The organism is uncultured Tenacibaculum sp. (genome assembly GCF_947498805.1).
In the GTDB taxonomy this organism is placed as follows: Bacteria; Bacteroidota; Bacteroidia; order Flavobacteriales; family Flavobacteriaceae; genus Polaribacter.
Window position 1 is genome coordinate 515,817 of sequence record NZ_CANMLT010000001.1, and the last position, 23,113, is coordinate 538,929.

Consider the following 23,113-nt stretch of genomic DNA (forward strand, 5'->3'; position numbering starts at 1 on the left):
TATTGCCTGATTTATTGCGGATTGTATATTTTTTTATGTAGATTCTGGTATTTTTCTAAAATAATTTTACGTTTCATTTTTAATGTTGGGGTAAGATGACCATCTTCGATAGTCCAAACATCAGGTGTGATTTCGAAACGCTTAATTTGCTCCCATTTACCAAATTTTCTATTGTAATAGTCTACTTCTTTTTGAATTCTAGCAATAAGATTCTCATCGGTAGAAATGTTTTCAATAGTATGATTATGACGATTCGCCCATTCTTTAACAAAATCTGGAGCAATTTGGATCAATGCGGCAGGCATTTTTTGTCCTTCTCCAATAACCATAACTTGTTCTATAAAACGTGATTTTTTTAATTCACTTTCTAATACCGCCGGAGCTATGTATTTACCTCCAGAAGTTTTAAAAATTTCCTTTTTACGATCGGTAATCTTTAGAAATCCATCATCATCAATAGTTCCGATATCTCCTGTATGTAAATATCCGTTTTGAATGGTTTGTTGTGTAAGTGCTTCATTCTTATAATACCCCTGCATTACCAGTGAGCCTTTTACAAGTATTTCTCCGTCTTCAGCAATTTTTACATCCACACCTTCTATGATTCTACCGACAGTTCCGATTTTAAATCCGTTATTACGCATATCTGAAACAGATACTGCAGGTGAAGTTTCTGTCATACCATATCCTTCTAAAATTGGAATTCCAGCTGCAGTAAAAACTTTTATTAAACGCGCTTGTGTTGGAGCACTACCAGCTACCATAAAATGTAAATGATTTCCTAAAGCTTCTCGCCATTTTTTAAAAACCAACTTTCTTGCAATTCCCAATTGAAACTCATACCACCAGCCATTTTCTTTATAAGGTTTGTATCTCTCTCCAAGGTTTAAAGACCAGTAAAATAATGACTTTTTAATACCAGATAAGTTACTTCCTTTGTCTACGATTTTATCAAAAACCTTTTCTAAGAGTCGAGGCACCACGGCCATATAGTGAGGCTGTATTTCTTTTAAATTATCTCCAATTTTATCAATGCTTTCAGCAAAATGAATTTCAAATCCCATTCCTTGACAATAATAGGCTGAGGCTCTTTCGAAAATATGACAAATGGGTAAATAGCTGATTACTCTTTTTTTGTTGTCATGTAAATCGATTCGTTTTGAAACTGCAAAAATATTATCTACAATGTTTTTATGGCTTAGCATAACCCCTTTGGGAGTTCCGGTAGTTCCTGAAGTGTAGATAATGGTGGCTAAATCTTCTGATTGAATAGAGTTTTTTAAAGAGTTTATTTCTGAAGAGAAATCAGTTTGAATGCCAATATTTACAAAAAAATCCCAATCATATGCTGTATCTAAGTTTTCAAAGGAAAATACTTTTTGAAGTTGGGTTTGATCTTTTACTTTAGTTACTTTTTGATAAAGTTCATCATCAGAAACAAAACAAAAAACACTATCTGAATGATTTAAGATATAGGCATAATCTTTTTCTGAAAAAGTAGGATATAAAGGAACGTTAATAGCTCCTATTTGTAAAATACCAATATCTAGCATATGCCATCTAGGAGAGTTTTGCGAAACAATTACGGCTATTTTATCACCTTTTTTAATGCCTAGTTTTAACAAAGAACTACTTACCTTATTGATCTCTTCGATGTACTCTTCAGTAGAAGTACTTACCCATTTTTCGTCTGTTTTATGTACCAAGCAATGTGGTTGTGGGTACTTATCTAGTTGGTAATAAGGGAAGTCAAATAAGCGTGTAATCTTTGCGGAGTTCAACATAGAAAAAGGTTTTGCTAAAGCTAATAAAAAGATTTCAATAAAACCTAACTTGTACGTTTTCTTGACCTATATATCTAATTTATTTCTTTGAAAAACAAGAAATTATTTTATTTTTGCATCCGCTGTGCATAATGTTAAAAACCCCTTAGTCTATGAAAAAAAAGATACTCTTCTTTTTTACATTATTTATCTATATATATGGTGTAAAAGCCAATTCTCTTTCAAATAATTTACCGGCAGACTCTCTATCTACCAAAGAAAACGTTTCTAAAGTTTTTAATTTTGGTTATCAAGATAAAGGGGAATTTACGCAGAGGTATCTTCAAGAAAATTATAAACCAACACCTCAAATTGATAGCTTAAAAGCAAAAATGGTAAATGTTTTTAATGCTATTGAAGAAAAAGGAAGTTATACGGCTTTGTTGGGAGCTGATGATATGATTAGCTTGCCTGTTGGTGTAAAGAAGAAATGGGGTAATTTAACGACAATACTTGGAGTTAGTGAAGCTAAATTTTATCCAGAATATACAGAGGTAACACTTTTTGCTAAAATAATTCTTCCACAATCAGGATCGAATGGTAAGCAGCTAGAATTATTTTTTGGAGCAAACAATGTTAAGATATCACATACTGGAGGTATTTATGGTGATGCTAATATTTCTTTATTTGGTGATGTTCCAATTCCTATTCAAGGAAGTAAAACATTATTGGAGTTAAAGGGAGGTTTTAATATGAAAACCGGGAAGGTAGCGAATAAAACCTATGTCACTATTGATTGTAGTGGGGTAAAGGAAATAGGAGTCGCAGCAGATGTTATCTTTTCAAGAAATTTAATAGAACCTTTAGATTCAAATTATAAGTTAATTCCTGATGATCGAACTAAGAAAACGAAAGTAAAAGGATCGTTTGAAGTAAAAGTAAATGATTGGAATAACATTTTGGCAGAAGTTAATTTTGATCGTCCTTTTCAAATAACAAATAGTTTGATAGACACTGAAAAAGGTAAGTTAGGTATTGCCTTTGAAGTGGAAAAAGCTGTTTTTGACTTTAGTGATTTTAGAAATTCTGAAAGCGTTCAATTTCCTCTAAATTATAAAGAAAAATATCTAATTCCTGGAAATGAAGAGCTTTGGAGGGGAGTTTATGCTAAAAAAGTAAAAGTTGTTTTACCTCCTGAGTTTATGAAAAGGTCAGAGAATAATCGACTGAAAATTTCTGCAGAAAACTTACTCATAGATGGGGAGGGCCTTACAGGACAATTTTCGATAGAAGAGCTTTTTTCTATTGAAGAAGGAATCGCTTCAGGTTGGGGAATATCTGTAACGGATTTGCATGCATCTTTTACAGCAGGAAAACTTACAGGAGCAGGTTTTGGCGGACATGTCGCTTTACCTACAGCAGAGGTAACAAAAGAAGATGTTATTAATCAAACAGAGTCATCTGTAAAAGGAATAAGAAAAGCTATAAAATATACAGCTATAATTGATGTAGGTAATGAAGATTATAGTTTGACTTTGGAACCTTTTGCTGAAGAAGGGTTGGATTTTCCAGTTTTTGTTGCAAAAGCACATTTAAAATCTAATTCAACGATAACTTTAAGAGTTAAAGAAGGTAAGTTTAGACCCCGTGCAAATTTATATGGGAGTCTTACCATCAAAGGAGGAAATGGTGGAAGTGCAGAATTAGTGAATTTTAAAGGAATTACCTTTCAGAATCTACAATTACAAACTGAAGTACCTTATTTTTCTGTGGACTATATGGGGTATAAAGGTCCTGTAGATTTATTATATTTTCCAGCAACTATTTCAGATTTAAAGGTTACTTCTAATAACAATAAAGCTTCTTTAGCTTTTGATTTAGATGTAAATATGATGAAGAAAGGATTTCGAGGAGCAACGAAACTAGAAATAGTTGGTAAATTCGAGAATAAAGAAGAACTGCACACTTGGAAGCTACATCAAATAAAGGTATACAAAATAGATGTAGAAGCAAATCTTGGAAAAGTTAAGTTTAAAGGATTTGCTGAGATTAAAGACAACGATCCTGTATATGGAAATGGATTCTATGGAGAATTGGAAGCCGATTTTAATGATATAAACGTAAAAGCTACGGCTTGGTTCGGGAAAACTGATGTACGCTATTGGTACGTAGATGCATACGTTGATATGTCGAGTATGCGTACAAAACCTACAATTGGTCCTGTTTCGATAAATGGCTTTGGAGGAGGAGCATATTATCACATGACAAAGAAATCAAATCCACCAAAATTAGTTTATCAAGGACAAGTAGATAAAGATGGTAATCCGATTCATGTAAAAACACCTGGTCCTCCATCGGGAATGGATTATGTGCCAGATGCTGATTCAGGTTTAGGGTTTAGAGCTATGATAGGTTTTGAATTAGGAAATGCAAGAGCCTTTAATGGAAAAATTGGTTTTGAAATGGCGTTTAACGCGCATGGAGGAATGAATAGAATTTTGTTTTTCGGAGAGGCGCACATCATGAAAACTATTGATTTTAAGTTCGGAGAAAAGTTTAAGAAAAAACTTACGGGCATGCAGGAGAAGATTAATAGTTTCGGAGAGAATAATAAGACAATTCAAGCATTAAAAGAAGAGAATTTAGTAGAATATAGTAAGGTAGCATTCCCTCAAGATGGACTTACTTTTGATGCAGGAATAGACGCTCACTTTTCTATGGAAATGGACTTTGTAAATAGTACCTTTCATAGTGAAATGGAGGTATATGTTAATACACCAGGGAATTTCTTTAGCGGTGTAGGACCAAGAGGAAGAGCTGGTTGGGCTGTTTTCCATACAGGACCTGATGGCTGGTACTTGCATATGGGAACTCCAAAAGATCGTATAGGACTACGAGTAGGAATTGGAGGATTTAGTATTAAAGCTACAACTTATTTAATGATTGGAGATGAAATACCAGGAAGTCCACCACCACCGCAAGCAGTAGCCGATATTTTAGGAGTAAGCATGGATAGTTTAGACTATATGCGTGATTTAAACGCACTGGGAACAGGTAGAGGTTTTGCTATTGGAATGGATTTGAGCGTAGATACAGGAGAAATGAATTTCCTAATATTTTATGCACGATTTAGAGCTGGACTTGGGTTTGACATCATGGTAAAGGACTATGGGGAAACAGCTTGTAAAGGAAGTGGTCAAATAGGAATTGATGGATGGTATGCAAACGGACAAGCGTACGCTTATTTAGAAGGAGAGCTAGGTATTAAGATCAACTTATGGTTTGTAAAGAAAAAAATTCCAATTATTAAAGCTGGAGCTGCGGTTTTACTTCAAGCTAAATTACCTAATCCGGCTTGGTTTAGAGGATATGTAGGAGGACATTTTAGTGTGTTAGGAGGTTTAATAAGAGGACGTTTTAGGTTTAAGATAGAATTAGGGGATGAATGTGAGATTATTAATGGAGCTCCATTAGGAGGTCTTAAGATAATCTCAGGAGTTACACCCGATAATGATGCTGCCAATATAGATGTCTTTACTACACCGCAAGCGGCATTTAATATGAGGATAAACGAACCATTTGAATTGGAAGATGATGAAGGTGTAAAAACCTATAGAATTTTGTTAGATGAATATACGGTGGTTAAAGAAGGAAATACAATTGAGGGAGAATTAGAATGGAATGAACAAAATGATATTGCGAATTTTGTTTCTTTAGATGTGTTACCACCTAATTCAACGATCAATGTTAAAGTTGCTGTGACCTTTCAAGAGTTAAAATCTGGAACATGGGTTGATATCATGCATAAAGGAAAAAGAGCGAAGGAAATTGAAGAAAGAACATTTACTACAGGAGAAGCGCCAGATTATATACCTGTTAAAAATATTACCTATTCATATCCTGTATTAGATCAAACTTATTTTTATCAAAAAGAAACCACAACTGGATATGTTAAATTGAAAAGAGGACAACCGTATTTATTTTCTCCAGATTCTGAATGGACTCAGAAAGTAAGATACCTTAATGAAGAAGGACATGTTGTTTCTAATACGGTTTCTTATGACAAAGGAGCAAGACAAGTTAATTTTAAGTTTAGTGAATTAATTAAAGAGAAGAAATATGAACTAAATATTGTTAGTTTTCCTCCAGGACAAGAAAGTGCTGATAATTCAGTAACCTATACAGATGTAGAAACTGGTCAAGAAGGAAACACTGTTCAAGTGAAAAATAAGAATGTGCAAAATGTTGTTAATAATGATGCAGAAACAATTGTATTAAAGTATAGTTTTACGACTAGTAAATACAACACTTTTGCTGATAAAATTGATGATAAAGATGTTGTTCAGCATTTCTTAGAACCAATTTATTCAGATGTTCATGCAATTCAAACCGATGTAGAAAAATCTGAGAGACTCGATGCTTTAGAGTTAGAAGGAGGAGAATATTCAGGGTACAAACCAATGGTTGTTGTAGAGGCAACTTTAGATGATTCTTATTATAAAAACAGGATTTATCAGTTAATTTATAAGAACTATCCATTAGAACCTGAATTTACTGTTAATAGAGATACAGAATTATTAGGTTTACCACCAAGAAAAGGAGTAGATATTTTAACATGGTATGTACCATATTTAAAACAAAGACCTACGTATTCGTTATTAGATATTAGAATTCCATTTAGATATCATTTACCATATTACTATAAGAAAGACTTTATAGATATTCAATATAAAGTAGTAAATAAATATCTGGGAGATCCTACAAAATATAGTACTGAAATTGTAAAGTATGATTATATCATAAATGGTGTATTCCCTGCAATAAGATCAGGAAAGTATAAGGTAAAAATGCAATATGTAATGCCTGGAAATAAATTAGGATCAAGTACGACCTTTAAATATAAAAATCCGTTTTAATGTTGGTAGTTGAAAGAAATATGATGTACAGATTTGTTATGTTCTTTGCGATTGTTTTTACAACGCAAGGGTTATTGTCTCAAAATGCAAAGAAAGTTGCTGAAATTAGAGTATTGTCTAGAGTGCAACAGAATAATAAAATATTGTTACGTTGGGCACCAGACACTCCAATAGCATTTAGAAAACTAAATAAATACGGGTATAAAGTAAAAAGGTATACCATTAGTATAAGCGGTCAAACTTTATCAAAACCTGTAGAAAAGGATTTGGGAGTCTTTAGACCTGCAGCGGCTGAAAAATGGATGGATATCGTTCAGAAGAATAATAATGCGGCTGTAATGGCACAGGCTATTTTTGGAGATAATTTTGATGTTCAAGGAGTCGGAACATTACAAGGAATTATAAACATGTCTCAAGAACAAGAACAACGTTTTACTTGGGGATTATATGTTGCTGATCAGGATTATGAAGTAGCAAAACTAGCAGGTTTAGGCTTTGTAGATTATGAAGTAAAGTATTCAGAAAAATACGTATACAAAGTGTATTCAATGGTTCCTGAGAACGAAATGAAAATTAAAGATGGAGGTGTCTTTACAGGACTTCAGGATTATCAAGAGTTACCAAAACCCTTAGATTTAGGAGCAATATTCGATGATGGTAAGGTAATGTTAAACTGGAATTATGCTATTCATAGCAAAGAGTATAACAGCTATTTTATAGAACGTTCTGAAGATGGTAGCAGTTTTACGAGATTGAATAAATTACCGTATACAACCTTAAATAGTGGAGGAAGAGTAGATACTAAAAGAATCTTTTACACAGATTCTATATCAAATAACAAAACATACTATTATAGAGTAAAAGGTAGAACTCCTTTTGGAGAGATAGGTCCAGCTTCAGAAGCCATCTCAGGAAAAGGATTAAAAGTATTAGCCTATGTACCAAAAATCTCATCAAAAAAAATCATAAATGAAAATAAAAGTGTGATTTTGAAATGGGACTTTATGGATGAAGGAGTTGAACTTATTAAAGGGTTTGAACTAAATAAAAGTAATAAAGCGAACGGTATTTATAAAACCGTAGTTAAAAATATCTCACCTAATACAAGAAAAATACAATATGATGGCTTAGATCCTTCTAATTATTTTACGATTACTGCATTAGGAAAAAACGGAAGTAATAGAATATCGTATCCAGTATTAGTACAACCTATTGATTCTGTTCCACCAGTTAAACCAATTGGTTTAGAAGGAAAGGTGGATAGTTTGGGAGTAGTTACTTTAAAATGGACACCTAATACAGAGTCAGATATGTTAGGATATCGAGTTTTTAGAGGGAATTTTAAAGAAGAGGAATATAGCCAACTAACGGTAAATCCACATAAAGCAACAACTTTCTATGATAGTATTCCGGTTAAAAATTTAAATGAAAAAATATATTATAAAGTTGTAGCAGTAGATCAACGATTTAATATGTCTGACTATTCAGAAATTTTAACGTTGAAAAAACCAGATTTTATACCACCAGAACCACCTTCTATTACTTCTTTTAAAGTAAAGAAGGAGAAAGTATATTTGACTTGGGCTAATAGCCAAAGTGATGATGTAGCTAAGCATGAAGTTTACAGACGTGTAAGAGATAGTATACAATGGAATTTGATTACTTCTTTACCCAAAGATTCTTTAAATATTGAGTATACAGATTGGCAAGACGCTAATGTAGAAGGAGGTACAAATTACGAATACTTGATTAAAGCAGTAGATGATGATAATTTAAGCTCAATAAATACCAAATCTATTACCATAGAGGTACCAAGAACTGAGCTATTAAAAGGAATAAAGAACTTTAATACCTATGTAGATAAAACCAACGCTTTTATAGAATTGTTTTGGAAAGTAGTACAAGAAGATGCTATTGCAGAGGTAATGATTTATAAAGGAGTAAAAGAAGGTAAATTATCATTGTTAAGAAATGTACCGCCAGCTATTAGAAGAATTGTAGATGAAGATATAAAACCAAACAATGTATATATCTACATTTTAAGACCGGTCTTTGTAGATGGAAGTCTAGGGCAGATTATGAGATTAGAAGTTAAATATTAATTGTTGCGAATGAGAATAAAAATACCCTTCTTATTTTTCTTATTAATATGTTTTTCTGGTTTTTCGCAATCTAAGCTATGTGTATTGTTGAAAAGTACAGAAAATGAAACCTCTTTAGATAGTCATTGTCCAATTAAAACTAGGGATTATGAACTTGATAGTATTGCGTATGTAAAAAGCAGACATGGTATTTACACAAACTGGACTGCAGGGATTAATTTGATCACTAAAAGTTTAGAGAGAGATAAATACCGAGTTAAATTACAAGATAGTAAATGTTGTTTTGCAAAATTATAGCTTATGAAAAAGAAAATATTAATTCCATTTTTGTTGTTAGCCTATTGCTGTTTTTCTCAAACAGAGTTATATTGGATTTCAAAAGGTCTTGAGATAAGAGACCATACTACTGATGGGAACTGCCAAAGAGTTTTAGAAAGAGGAAATATAAGAATCCATACAGATTGGCAATATGCTACAACACCTGTAGATACAGATCCTACAAAAGAAATACATAATATTAGTGTTAACGGAAGTATTAAGTATGAAAGAGATAATATTTTAGGAGAACAATATCCTTATACAGATATATGTTCGGAAGAAAAATGGTTAGCACATTACGAAGAAATGTTATTAAATACTGAAATTACAGAACCTGTTATCTGCTTTACTTGTTTAACGGTTAAGTTTTATGCTATTTCATTGCCACAATTGGCTATTCCAACAGACAGAAAGTGTGAAAAGGAAGAATTATTTCCTCAGTATGTTGATGGTGTTAATCATAATGTAGCTAGTTTAACTTGGGAATATTTAGATCGATCAAATGTATGGTCGGAACTTCCAAGCTATGAAAATCGATATCCTTTAAATGTTAGTTTACTAGATATTTTTGGAGTTGATTGGAGAGAAGAGTTTGATGGAAATCTTCAACTTAGATTTAAAATATCAAGACCCTATATAGATGAGGTAGTGTATTCCCGTAGCATTTTTACAATACAGCTAACAGGTTGTTCCCCTGATCTTGCGATAAACCCTCCAGTAGCGACTTCTACACTATGTAGTTACACAAATGATGGAGGATTTATGATGACAGTAGATAGAGATTTAGATGACAATGAAAAGTTGATTGTTTCTTTATACAAAAAAGACGATACACATCCTGATGGGTTTAGTTTTTACTCTCAAGAAGATACAACAGTATTACAAGATAATGGAGATAATACTTATAGTTATACTTGGCAAGCCAATTTACCGCCAGATAAATATTATATAAAGCTTCAAACCTTAGTAGGAAACGGAAACATTTCGGGAACTGACCCTAGCTGGGCAACTTTAAATGAATCCAATACTTTTATGGTTAATCCAGCAGAATATATTGAGTTTGAGATAGTATGGTTAAATGATTCAAGTTGTTTTTCTGCTGGGAATGGAAGAATGGAATTGGAAGTGAATGGTGGAGAAAGAGGAAGAAGTTACAGATATATTATATACAAAGTTAAAGATGGTGTAGAAACTGTTTATAGAAATTGGACAAATTTTGTAGGCATCAATACTACTATTGAAAATTTAGAAAAGAATAAGTACAGAATTAAAGTTCAAGACAATAAAAACTGTTTTGCAAGAAACCCATAATTCCTATGAAAATGAAATTACTGTTTAAGAATAAATTTCTAATTCTCCTATCATTATTATGGTTAATAGTGCAAGGGAATGTATATGCTCAGGTAACTGGGCCAATACCAGATACGAGTGATGATAATAACATTTATTATGAGATAGATATTGATGGTCCAACCGCAGATCTTGGTGTTACGCTTATACAAACTTCTGATGGAGCAATACAATATAACGGTGCTTCAACAGGAAAATTACAAATAAAACCTACTGGAGGTACAGCAAATTATCGATATTTTTTATACAAGGATAATGCTAGTTCAGCACTTAGAAGCGGAACGATATCAGCTGGAGGTAGTGTAAATGAGGGAGGTTTGTCTTCGGGTACATATCGCGTAGACATTTATGATGCAAAATATACAGGAAGTACTACTGCAAGTGCTTTTGACACTAACAATTGTAATAGTAAAAGAAGTGGGAATGTTACATTATCTAACCCACCATTGTTACAAATAAATGCATCTATAAGTTCAATAATTAAATGTAATGGAGAAACTGGAACAATAAAAGCTAATATTAGAGGAGGGGTAAATCCAAACAGTGGTAATTATACAGTTGAGTTATTTAAAAATGGAAGTTCAACACCAACAGCTACAAAGTCTTTAGGATTTCATACAAGCACTTATCAAGAGGTGTTTTTTAGCGGTTTATCAGTTGGAAATTACTCTATAAAAGTACGTGATAAATTTATTAGTAAGACGGCTTCTCAAAATTTACCACAGCCAGCAGCCTTAAATTTACCTGTTGGAAATATATCTACAACATCAGTAACTTGTTATGGAGACAATAATGGAACTATAACGGTAACTCCTACGGGAGGGACTTCACCATATAAGGTGTTTTTAAACGGAAGTGAAATTTCAGGAACGTTTACAACCTCTAAAACCATTTCAGGACGAACCGCAGCAAATAATTATACATTACAAATAGAAGATAAAAATGGTTGTAAGACTTCGATAGAAACAGGAGTTACAGTAGGAGGTCCTGCAAATCCAATTGCTATTTCTCAGATAGATCATAGAAATACTAGGTCTGCAAATGGATCAGATGGGTTTGTAGAATTTAGAGTTACAGGAGGAACACCTAGTTACTCTTACACATTTAAAGGAACCGCAAAAACAGGAGTTAATCTTTCTGGAACCATAACATCAAGTGGAGGTACATTTAAATTTGAAAACTTAAAAGATGATACCTATACATTTACTGTAATTGACAATACAACTGTATGTACAGAGAATACAACGGCAAAAATAGAAGACCCTGCACCTTTAGTTATCGGTTTAAATAAAACCGATGTTAATTGTTACGGAGGAACTGATGGAGTTCTTACTGGAAGTGCCGAAGGAGGAGCTAGTAGTATATATCGTTACGAATGGTTTAAAAAGAATGGAGTAACATTCAATTTAATTTCAACTATAACAACCCCAAATACACCACAGATTAATGTTTCTGCAGGGGATTACAAATTAAGAGTTAGTGTTTTGTTGTCTGGAAATCCAGTTGAAAATACTGAAAGAACCATAACTGTAAATCAGCCCTCTTTACCATTAAAAATAACAGAGGTTGTGACAAATATTTCATGTAAAGGAGGTAACAATGGACAAATAGCAATAAATGTTACGGGAGGAACAGCTCCTTATACCTATAAATGGAAAAATTCAAGTGGAACAGAAATAGCAACAACACAAAACTTAACAACAAATGTTATTGCTGGAAATTATACAGTTACAGTTAAAGATAGTAAGAATTGTATTTTAGAAAAAAGCATTCATGTTGCTGAACCGACAAAAGACCTTACTGTTGAACGTGATTCAGTTCAAAATGCAACAGCAAATACGGCTGATATTGATGCATTAGGATTAACGCCAGATGGAAGTATTACCGTAAAAGTTACGGGAGGAACTAGTCCATATTCTTATAAATGGTTTAATAGTTCTGGGACTAATTTGGGAGTTAACAATGCTACAATTTCTAACTTAAAAGGAGGAGACTATACAGTTGAAGTAACAGATGCAAAAGGATGTAAAGAAGAGTTTGATCAAAAAATAGATGAACCAACAGTTTTAACTATAAATGTAGAAATTCCTTCGGATGGAATATTATTTTGTAATAATGATTCTGACGGGAAAATTAACGCTACCGTTTCAGGAGGAATAAGCGGATATAGATACCATTGGTTTGAAGTATTGTCTGACAATTCTAAATCATTTCTTGCAGGGAAAACAAATTTAACCGTTCAAGGGCTTAGTGCTGGAAAATATGGTATTGAGGTAAAAGATAGAAATGGAAGCGGAATTACAAAATATTCAAGTATAGTAACCTTGGTAAATCCACCTAAAGTAATTATTGATGATGCTAAGACGAGTGTTACAAATATAAAATGTAGAGGAGCACAAACAGGAGCAATTTCTTTAGATGTTAGTGGTGGAACAGGGGCCTTTAAGTTTGCATGGTTTAAAACATCAAACCCAACAAATCCAATAGCTAATACCACTGTACCTAGATTAGAGAATCAATTTGCTGGAGAATATTTAGTAAAGATTACCGATGATAATAATTGTCCAAATCCGGCAATAGAGCGTACCATTACAATTACAGAGCCAGCAGCAGATTTAACAATAACCTCAGGAAGTTCGAAAGATGCAAAAACCTTTGGAGTAAGTAATGGAGAAGTTTCAGTAACTGTATCAGGCGGAACAACACCTTACCGATACGAATTACGTGAAAAAGGAACTTCAGCAATTTTATCTACATCGAATCCAGCAACAGGCTTAGCAGGTTCAGTATCAGGAATAGTTTATGAGATGACAGTGATTGATGCCAATGGCTGTAGTACAAAAGCCGAGTATACTGTAAAACAACCAACAGCATTGACCTTGAGTTTATCAGTAACATCAGCAATAGCATGTTATAATGGTCAAGGAACAATAGGATCTACAGTATCAGGCGGATTTTTATCAGGAGGAGCATCATATACATATCAATGGTATAATGTAACTGATTTAACCAAAGTAATAGGAACAGGAACAAGCCTGACAACCGGATTTGGAACGTATAGATTACGAGTAACAGATTCAAATGGAAATGTAAAGGAAGCTGATGAGACTTTAGTAAATCCATCAGAAGTTGTGGTTGATGATGCTAAGACGAGTGTTACAAATATAAATTGTAGAGGTGAACAAACAGGAGCAATTGCTTTAGATGTTAGTGGCGGAACAGGAGCCTATAAGTTTGCATGGTTTAGAACATCAAACCCAACGAATCCAATAGCCAATACGACAGTACCGAGATTAGAGAATCAATTTGCTGGAGAATATTTAGTAAAGATTACCGATGATAATAATTGTCCTAATCCAGCAATAGAGCGTACCATTACAATTACAGAACCAGCTGCAGATTTAACAATAACCTCAGGAAGTTCTAAAGATGCAAAAACCTTTGGAGTAAGTAATGGAGAAGTTTCAGTAACTGTATCAGGCGGAACAACACCTTACCGATACGAATTACGAGAAAAAGGAACTTCAGCAATTTTATCGACATCAAATCCGGCAACAGGCTTAGCAGGTTCAGTATCAGGAATAGTTTATGAGATGACCGTGATTGATGCTAATGGTTGTAGTACAAAAGCAGAGTATACTGTAAAGCAACCAACAGCCTTAACTTTAAGTTTATCAGTAACATCAGCAATAGCATGTTATAATGGTCAAGGAACAATTGGATCTACAGTATCAGGCGGATTTTTATCAGGAGGAGCATCATATACATATCAATGGTATAATGTAACTGATTTAACCAAAGTAATAGGAACAGGAACAAGCTTGACAACCGGATTTGGAACGTATAGATTACGAGTAACAGATTCAAATGGAAATGTAAAGGAAGCTGATGAGACTTTAGTAAATCCATCAGAAGTTGTGGTTGATGATGCTAAGACGAGTGTTACAAATATAAATTGTAGAGGTGAACAAACAGGAGCAATTGCTTTAGATGTTAGTGGCGGAACAGGAGCCTATAAGTTTGCATGGTTTAGAACATCAAACCCAACGAATCCAGTAGCCAATACGACAGTACCGAGATTAGAGAATCAATTTGCTGGAGAATATTTAGTAAAGATTACCGATGATAATAATTGTCCTAATCCAGCAATAGAGCGTACCATTACAATTACAGAACCAGCTGTAGATTTAACAATAACCTCAGGAAGTTCTAAAGATGCAAAAACCTTTGGAGTAAGTAATGGAGAAGTTTCAGTAACTGTATCAGGCGGAACAACACCTTACCGATACGAATTACGAGAAAAAGGAACTTCAGCAATTTTATCAACATCAAATCCGGCAACAGGCTTAGCAGGTTCAGTATCAGGAATTGTTTATGAGATGACAGTAATTGATGCCAATGGATGTAGTACAAAAGCAGAGTATACTGTAAAGCAACCAACGGCCTTAACCTTGAGTTTATCAATAACATCAGCAATAGCATGTTATAATGGTCAAGGAACAATTGGATCTACAGTATCAGGCGGATTTTTATCAGGTGGAGCATCATATACATATCAATGGTATAATGTAAGTGATTTAACCAAAGTAGTAGGAACAGGAACAAGTTTAACAACTGGATTTGGAACGTATAGATTACGAGTAACAGATTCAAATGGAAATATAAAAGAAGCTGATGAGACTTTAGTAAACCCATTAGAAGTTGTGGTTGATGATGCTAAGACGAGTATTACTCATGTAGGATGTCGAGGAGAACAAACAGGAGCAATTTCTTTAGATGTTAGTGGTGGAACAGGATCTTATAAGTTTGCATGGTTTAAGACATCTAATCCAACGAATCCAATAGCTAATACCACTGTACCTAGATTAGAGAATCAATTTGCTGGAGAATATTTAGTAAAGATTACCGATGATAATAATTGTCCAAATCCGGCAATAGAGCGTACCATTACAATTACAGAACCAGCTGCAGATTTAACAATAACCTCAGGAAGTTCTAAAGATGCAAAAACCTTTGGAGTAAGTAATGGAGAAGTTTCAGTAACTGTATCAGGCGGAACAACACCTTACCGATACGAATTACGAGAAAAAGGAACTACCGCAATTTTATCGACATCAAATCCGGCAACAGGCTTAGCAGGTTCAGTATCAGGAATTGTTTATGAGATGACAGTGATTGATGCCAATGGGTGTAGTACAAAAGCGGAATATACTGTAAAACAACCAACAGCCTTAACTTTAAGCTTATCTGTAACATCAACCATAGCATGTTATAATGGTCAAGGAACAATTGGATCTACAGTATCAGGCGGATTTTTATCAGGTGGAGCATCGTATACATATCAATGGTATAATGTAAGTGATTTAACCAAAGTAGTAGGAACAGCAACAAGCTTAACAACAGGATTTGGAACGTATAGATTACGAGTAACAGATTCAAATGGAAATGTAAAAGAAGCTGATGAGACTTTAGTAAACCCATCAGAAGTTGTAGTTGATGATGCTAAGATGAGTATTACTCATGTAGGATGTAGAGGAGAACAAACTGGAGCAATTTCTTTAGATGTTAGTGGCGGAACAGGATCTTATAAGTTTGCATGGTTTAAAACATCAAACCCAACAAACCCAATAGCCAATACTACAGTACCTAGATTAGAGAATCAATTTGCTGGAGAATATTTAGTAAAGATTACTGATGATAATAATTGTCCTAATCCAGCAATAGAACGTACCATTATAATTACGGAGCCAGCTGCAGATTTAGCAATAACCTCAGGAAGTTCGAAAGATGCAAAAACCTTTGGAGTAAGTAATGGAGAAGTTTCAGTAACTGTATCAGGCGGAACAACACCTTACCGATACGAATTACGTGAAAAAGGAACTTCAGCAATTTTATCTACATCGAATCCAGCAACAGGCTTAGCAGGTTCAGTATCAGGAATAGTTTATGAGATGACCGTGATTGATGCCAATGGCTGTAGTACAAAAGCGGAATATACTGTAAAACAACCAACAGCCTTAACTTTAAGCTTATCTGTAACATCAACCATAGCATGTTATAATGGTCAAGGAACAATTGGATCTACAGTATCAGGCGGATTTTTATCAGGTGGAGCATCGTATACATATCAATGGTATAATGTAAGTGATTTAACCAAAGTAGTAGGAACAGGAACAAGTTTAACAACAGGATTTGGAACGTATAAATTACGAGTAACAGATTCAAATGGAAATGTAAAAGAAGCTAATGAGACTTTAGTAAATCCATCAGAAGTTGTAGTTGATGATGCTAAGATGAGTATTACTCATGTAGGATGTAGAGGAGAACAAACTGGAGCAATTTCTTTAGATGTTAGTGGCGGAACAGGATTTTATAAGTTTGCATGGTTTAAAACATCAAACCCAACAAACCCAATAGCCAATACTACTGTACCTAGATTAGAGAATCAATTTGCTGGAGAATATTTAGTAAAGATTACTGATGATAATAATTGTCCGAATCCAGCAATAGAACGTACTATTACAATTACGGAGCCAGCTCAATATGAAATAGCTAATGTGGTTTACAATCAACCTACAGGAGCAGGGAAAAGTGATGGATCAATTTCGTTAGATGTACTAGGAGGAACTGCACCATTTGTTTATAAATGGACAGATAGTAATGGAATAGAAAAAAGCACAACAAAAACAATTTCAGGAATACCAGCTGGAGATTATACGTTCACAGTTACCGATGGGAATGTATGTGTATTATCAGATACTTTTGTATTGGGAGAGCCAAAACCTTTAACTATTTCAGTAAAACAAACAGGTGTAATAAATTGTAATGGAGAAGCAACAGGAACGTTAGAATTAACAAGTACAGGAGGAGTCGGTGGAAACAATTATACGTGGACAGATGCTACAAGCGGTGCTGTTATAGGAAATTCAGAAATAGTAGGGAATTTACCAGCAGGTTCATATCAAGTAAAAGTAGTGGATGCCAATGGAAATGAGGCAACAAGTAGTGTATATGAAATCACACAACCTAGCTTAATAACAGCAACAAGTTCACATACAAACTTAAGCTGTTTTGAGAGTAATGACGGAAAGATAGCAATCAACATCAATGGCGGCGTAGGTAACTATTCTTATAGATTAAGAAAAGATGGTAACGCTTATGGAGCATGGATAACAACGGTTTCAAATTTAGCAATAGACAATTTGATTATCGGAAAGTATGATGTACAAATCAAAGATGGTAATGATTGTTTGTTAAAAGAAGGAGGAGTAGAAAAGACTTTTACCTTTGATATAACTCAACCAGATGTTTTAAATATTACGGGAGTAGTAACGAATGTCTCAGGGTTTGGATTATCAAACGGAGCAATAGATGCTACCGTAATTGGAGGAACCAAAGCGTATACGTTGCAATGGAAAAATGAATCGGGTACAATCGTAGCTACAACAGAAGATTTATCAAACGTGGTTAGCGGAGTGTATATATTAGCGGTAACGGATGCTCAAAACTGTACCTTATCTAAAACATTCACCATTACCCAGCCAGATTTATTAACTATTTCAGTAAAACAAACAGATGTAATAAACTGTAATGGAGAAGCAACAGGAACATTAGAGTTAACGAGTACAGGAGGAGCAGGAGGAAATGTATATACTTGGACAAATGCAACAAATGGAGCTGTTATAGGGAATTCAGAAATAATAGGGAATTTACCAGCAGGCTCATATCAAGTAAAAGTTGTGGATGCCAACGGAAATGAGGCAACAAGTAGTGTATATGAAATTACACAACCTACTTTAATAACAGCAACAAGTTCACATACAAACTTAAGTTGTTTTGAGAGTAATGATGGAAAGATAGCAATCAACATTAATGGCGGCGTAGGTAACTATTCTTATAGATTAAGAAAAGACAGCAACGCTTATGGAGCATGGGTAACAACAACTTCAAGTTTAGTGATAGATAACTTGGCTATCGGAAAGTATGATGTACAAATCAAAGATGGTAATGATTGTTTGTTGAAAGAAGGAGGAGTAGAAAAGACTTTTACCTTTGATGTAACACAACCAGATGTTTTAAATATCACAGGAATAGTAACGAATGTTTCAGGTTTTGGATTATCAAATGGAGCAATAGATGCTACCGTAATTGGAGGAACCAAAGCGTATACATTAGAATGGAAAAATGAATCAGGTACAATCGTAGCTACAACAGAAGATTTATCAAACGTGGTTAGCGGAGTGTATACGTTAGTGGTAACGGATGCTCAAAACTGTACCTTATCTAAAACATTCACCATTACCCAGCCAGATCTATTAACTATTTCAGTAAAACAAACAGATGTAATAAACTGTAATGGAGAAGCAACTGGGACTTTAGAATTAACAAGTACAGGAGGAGCAGGAGGAAATGTATATACATGGACAAATGCAACAAGTGGAGCTGTTATAGGAAACTCAGAAATAGTAGGGAATTTACCAGCAGGTTCATATCAAGTAAAAGTTGTGGATGCCAATGGAAATGAGGCAACAAGTAGTGTATATGAAATCACACAACCTACTTTAATAACAGCAACAAGTTCACATACAAACTTAAGTTGTTTTGAGAGTAATGACGGAAAGATAGCAATCAACATCAATGGTGGCGTAGGTAACTATTCTTATAGATTAAGAAAAGATAGCAACGCTTACGGAGCTTGGATAACAACAACTTCAAGTTTAGCGATAGATAACTTAACTATTGGAAAGTATGATGTACAAATCAAAGATGGTAATGATTGTTTGTTGAAAGAAGGAGGAGTAGAAAAGACTTTTACCTTTGATGTAACACAACCAGATGTTTTAAATATTACAGGAGTAGTAACGAATGTTTCAGGGTTTGGATTATCAAACGGAGCAATAGATGCTACCGTAATTGGAGGAACCAAAGCGTATGCATTAGAATGGAAAAATCAATCGGGTACAATCGTAGCTACAACAGAAGATTTATCAAACGTGGTTAGCGGAGTGTATACGTTAGTGGTAACGGATGCTCAAAACTGTACCTTATCTAAAACATTCACCATTACCCAACCAGATCTATTAACTATTTCAGTAAAACAAACAGATGTAATAAACTGTAATGGAGAAGCAACTGGGACTTTAGAATTAACAAGTACAGGAGGAGCAGGAGGAAATGTATATACATGGACAAATGCAACAAGTGGAGCTGTTATAGGAAACTCAGAAATAGTGGGGAATTTACCAGCAGGTTCATATCAAGTAAAAGTTGTAGATGCCAACGGAAATGAGGCAACAAGTAGTGTATATGAAATCACACAACCTACTTTAATAACAGCCACAAGTTCACATACAAACTTAAGTTGTTTTGAGAATAATGACGGAAAGATAGCAATCAACATCAATGGAGGAGTAGGTAACTATTCTTATAGATTAAGAAAAGATAGCAACGCTTATGGAGCATGGATAACAACAACTTCAAGTTTAGTGATAGATAACTTGGCTATCGGAAAGTATGATGTACAAATCAAAGATGGTAATGATTGTTTGTTGAAAGAAGGAGGAGTAGAAAAGACTTTTACCTTTGATATAACACAACCAGATGTTTTAAATATTACGGGAGTAGTAACGAATGTCTCAGGGTTTGGATTATCAAACGGAGCAATAGATGCTACCGTAATTGGAGGAACCAAAGCGTATACATTAGAATGGAAAAATCAATCGGGTACAATCGTAGCTACAACAGAAGATTTATCAAACGAGGTTAGCGGAGTATATACATTAACAGTTAAGGATGCTCAAAACTGTACCTTATCTAAGACATTCATAATTACCCAGCCAGAAGCGTTAACAGTAGCGCTGGTACAAAATAATATTGTGCTTTGTAAAGGATTCGCTAGTGCAAGTATAAACTCAACAGTTACTGGAGGTGTTGCTCCGTATACATATGAGTGGTATCAGTCTGGAACAAATACAGTTATTTCCAACAGAGAATCATTAAATAATATAGGAATTGGAACCTATCATGTAGTGATAACTGATGCAAATAACAACGTAACAAGAAGTACAGATATTATAATCAAGGAACCAGAAACTTTAGCAGTAACCTTGAATGGAACAAGTACTACTTGTGGAGGGAATAATGATTGGAGTATTTCAGCAAATGTAACAGGAGGAACTGCACCTTATTCTTTTGAATGGAGTTCGGGAGAAACAACACAAGATTTAACGAATGTATCATTAGGAGGATACTTTGTTGTTGTAACTGATGCAAATGGATGTCAGGTAACACAAAATATTGTATTAGAAAATGGTTCTCCATTAGAGGTAACAGTAGACGTTACAAATACAGTTTGTTATAATGAATGTACAGGAGCAATTGATTTACAAGTAACAGGAGGAATTGCACCATATAATATAACTTGGAATACTGGAGCAACTGGAAATACTATTACTAACGCATGTCATGGAGAGTATGTTGCAACAATTACTGACCAAAAAGGATGTGTTATCGTAAAAACAGTAGAAATAAAGAATGCAGAAGAATTTATTTTTGACTTAGTTCCTGATGAAGTAACGCTGTGTAAAGGAGAAACAATAGAATATGATGTTACAATGAACGGAGTTACCTCGTACTCATGGACTTCGAATAACGGTTTTAGAAGTACTAGAAGTATTGTTGAATTATCTGAAGCTGGTAAATATCAATTAACAGTAGTAACAAATGACGGATGTTCTGTATCAAGAGAAGTAGAAATTTTTAAGTCGGATGTAGATATTGACGCACAATTGATACTATCATCACAGGCCTTTGTAGGGGAGGATATTGCTATTATAAACGTGTCAAATCCTATCAGTTCTAATGTAGAATGGATTATTCCTTCAAATGTGGAAGTAAAACAAAAAACAGATGAAGGTTTGGTATTGCGTTTTCCGGCACCAGGAGATTATAATATTTCATTGGTTGCTACAGAAGGTAATTGTAAGAAGACAGCAACAAAAACAGTAAATGTTTTAAAAGCTAGAGATTTATCCGATGTAGGAGATGCGGAAACACCTTTTATAAAGGAGTTTGAAGTGTATTCAAACCCAAACAAAGGAAAGTTCAAAGTAGCAGTAGAATTAGAGAAAGAAGCTGAAATATCATTACGATTGTTTGGTTTAGGAGCTAGCTCTGTTGTAAAAGACAAGCAGTTCAAAGGAGCTAAGGAGTATCAGGTAGATTATGATATGAACGTATCTGTAGGGATCTATGTATTATTATTAGAAACACCAAAAGCAAAAAGAATAAGAAAAGTAATTATAGAATAATGAAGAAGATTGTATTATATATACTTGTAGTAGTTAGCTTTTTTTCATGTGTGAATGAAGTTGCATTACCTGTTGTGGTAGATTTTAGTACTGAAATTGTTAATAATGATAAAACAGTTCCAGTAAAGGTTAAAATAAATAATGATACAGAAGGAGCAGATACATATAAATGGACTTTTCAAGGAGCCACACCAAATGAGTCTTCTAGTAGAAATCCAGGTATTATAACTTATGAGAAAGAAGGAGAATATACTATAAAGCTAGAAGCATCTAATAGAGATGGAAGCACAGATGTAAAAGAAGAAAAAATAATAGTAAAGCCTGCTGTGAGTATTGCCTTTGACGTAGAGTTGGTAAATGATAATTATTCTCCAGTAGAGGTAAAACTGATTAATAAAAGTTCAGGAGCTATCTCTTTTGATTGGTTTTTTGAAGGAGGAAACCCAAATACTTCTAATGAAGAGCATCCTTCAAATGTGGTATTTACCAATCCGGGAGAGCATAAAATTAGATTAAAAGTTAGTAATGGAGAAGAGGAATATACCTTAGAAAAGAAAATAGAAGTACTTCCATTATTAGTGGCTAGTTTCGATTTTTCAGTTCCTTTTGAAGATGATGATTACCAAGTACCTGTAAAAGTATCATTAAGAAACAAAAGTATCAGTGCAACAAAGTATGATTGGACATTCCAAGGAGCTACCATTACAAATAGTACGGAAGAAAATCCAGAAATAGAATTTAGAACACCTGGAACTTTTACGATCCAACTAAAAGCATCTAATAGTAAAGATGAAAAAGTGGTTACTAAGACCATTACTGTTGTTGAAAATACGAATATTAGAACATTTGAAAATATAAAACTAGGGATTAATACTTCTCATAAGAATAATCAAATAGGAGCTTATTTTTCAACAATTACAAGACAAGTGTATACCGATAATCAAATTACAGATGATATTGGAAGTAAAATAGATTTGGTGTTTTTTGGACTGAATGAGAGCTTCACTTTTAATCAGTTTGTAAGTCCAGACAAAGCGACAAGCGTATCCTTTGATGCTATCCCAAATGCAAGGGTAACAAAACTGGTAAATAAACAAGAAACATGTAGTTGTGCTACCTCGCTGTCTGTAAATGAGTTTGATAGTATCACCAATGATTCAATTTTAAAAAACTTAGTAGTTACAGAAACTAGTGAAGGTTTAAAGGAATTTGACAATGCGGTTAAGCCTAGAATAATTGTTTTTGAAACTAACGATAAACGTAAAGGAGCTATAAAGATAAAAGAGTTTGTAAAGGATGGAGCAAACTCACATATTGTTGTTGACATAAAAGTTCAAAAAGAAGCTAATTAAGAA

6 protein-coding genes are annotated in these 23,113 nt (G+C 34.0%); 5 read left to right on the top strand and 1 reads right to left on the bottom strand.

Annotated elements, in window-relative coordinates; all coding sequences use genetic code 11:
* Window positions 1-11: 11 nt before the first annotated feature.
* Window positions 12-1,784: a long-chain fatty acid--CoA ligase gene (locus Q0873_RS02665; protein ID WP_299104226.1), complete on the bottom strand. Its 1,773-nt coding sequence runs from the start codon at window positions 1,782-1,784 to the stop codon at window positions 12-14.
* A 152-nt stretch (window positions 1,785-1,936) separates the two neighbouring features.
* Here Q0873_RS02665 and Q0873_RS02670 point away from each other — a divergent pair, with 152 nt between their 5' ends.
* From Q0873_RS02670 to Q0873_RS02690, 5 genes are all read left to right on the top strand, one after another.
* Window positions 1,937-6,679 (top strand): hypothetical protein, encoded by a 4,743-nt coding sequence (locus Q0873_RS02670; RefSeq protein ID WP_299104227.1) that lies wholly within the window; start codon window positions 1,937-1,939, stop codon window positions 6,677-6,679.
* Window positions 6,679-8,781 (top strand): hypothetical protein, encoded by a 2,103-nt coding sequence (locus tag Q0873_RS02675; RefSeq protein WP_299104229.1) that lies wholly within the window; start codon window positions 6,679-6,681, stop codon window positions 8,779-8,781. Before Q0873_RS02670 ends, Q0873_RS02675 begins: the two co-directional genes overlap by 1 nt.
* Window positions 8,782-9,081: 300 nt before the next feature.
* Window positions 9,082-10,410 carry a hypothetical protein gene (locus tag Q0873_RS02680; protein WP_299104230.1) on the top strand — a complete coding sequence of 443 codons (1,329 nt, stop codon included), beginning with the start codon at window positions 9,082-9,084 and terminating at the stop codon, window positions 10,408-10,410.
* Between the two features lie 5 nt (window positions 10,411-10,415).
* Window positions 10,416-21,758, top strand: coding sequence for a SprB repeat-containing protein (locus Q0873_RS02685; protein ID WP_299104232.1), 11,343 nt, complete (start codon window positions 10,416-10,418; stop codon window positions 21,756-21,758).
* The gene (locus Q0873_RS02690; RefSeq protein ID WP_299104233.1) at window positions 21,758-23,110 is read left to right on the top strand and encodes a PKD domain-containing protein; all 1,353 of its coding nucleotides are present in this window, start codon (window positions 21,758-21,760) and stop codon (window positions 23,108-23,110) included. Before Q0873_RS02685 ends, Q0873_RS02690 begins: the two co-directional genes overlap by 1 nt.
* Window positions 23,111-23,113: the final 3 nt, after the last annotated feature.

Bases quoted from the DNA above. Each gene is read 5' to 3' on its own strand.
- Q0873_RS02665 (WP_299104226.1), bottom strand. From the start codon at position 1,784: ATGTTGAACTCCGCAAAGATTACACGCTTATTTGACTTCCCTTATTAC.
- Q0873_RS02670 (WP_299104227.1), top strand. From the start codon at position 1,937: ATGAAAAAAAAGATACTCTTCTTTTTTACATTATTTATCTATATATAT.
- Q0873_RS02675 (WP_299104229.1), top strand. From the start codon at position 6,679: ATGTTGGTAGTTGAAAGAAATATGATGTACAGATTTGTTATGTTCTTT.
- Q0873_RS02680 (WP_299104230.1), top strand. From the start codon at position 9,082: ATGAAAAAGAAAATATTAATTCCATTTTTGTTGTTAGCCTATTGCTGT.
- Q0873_RS02685 (WP_299104232.1), top strand. From the start codon at position 10,416: ATGAAAATGAAATTACTGTTTAAGAATAAATTTCTAATTCTCCTATCA.
- Q0873_RS02690 (WP_299104233.1), top strand. From the start codon at position 21,758: ATGAAGAAGATTGTATTATATATACTTGTAGTAGTTAGCTTTTTTTCA.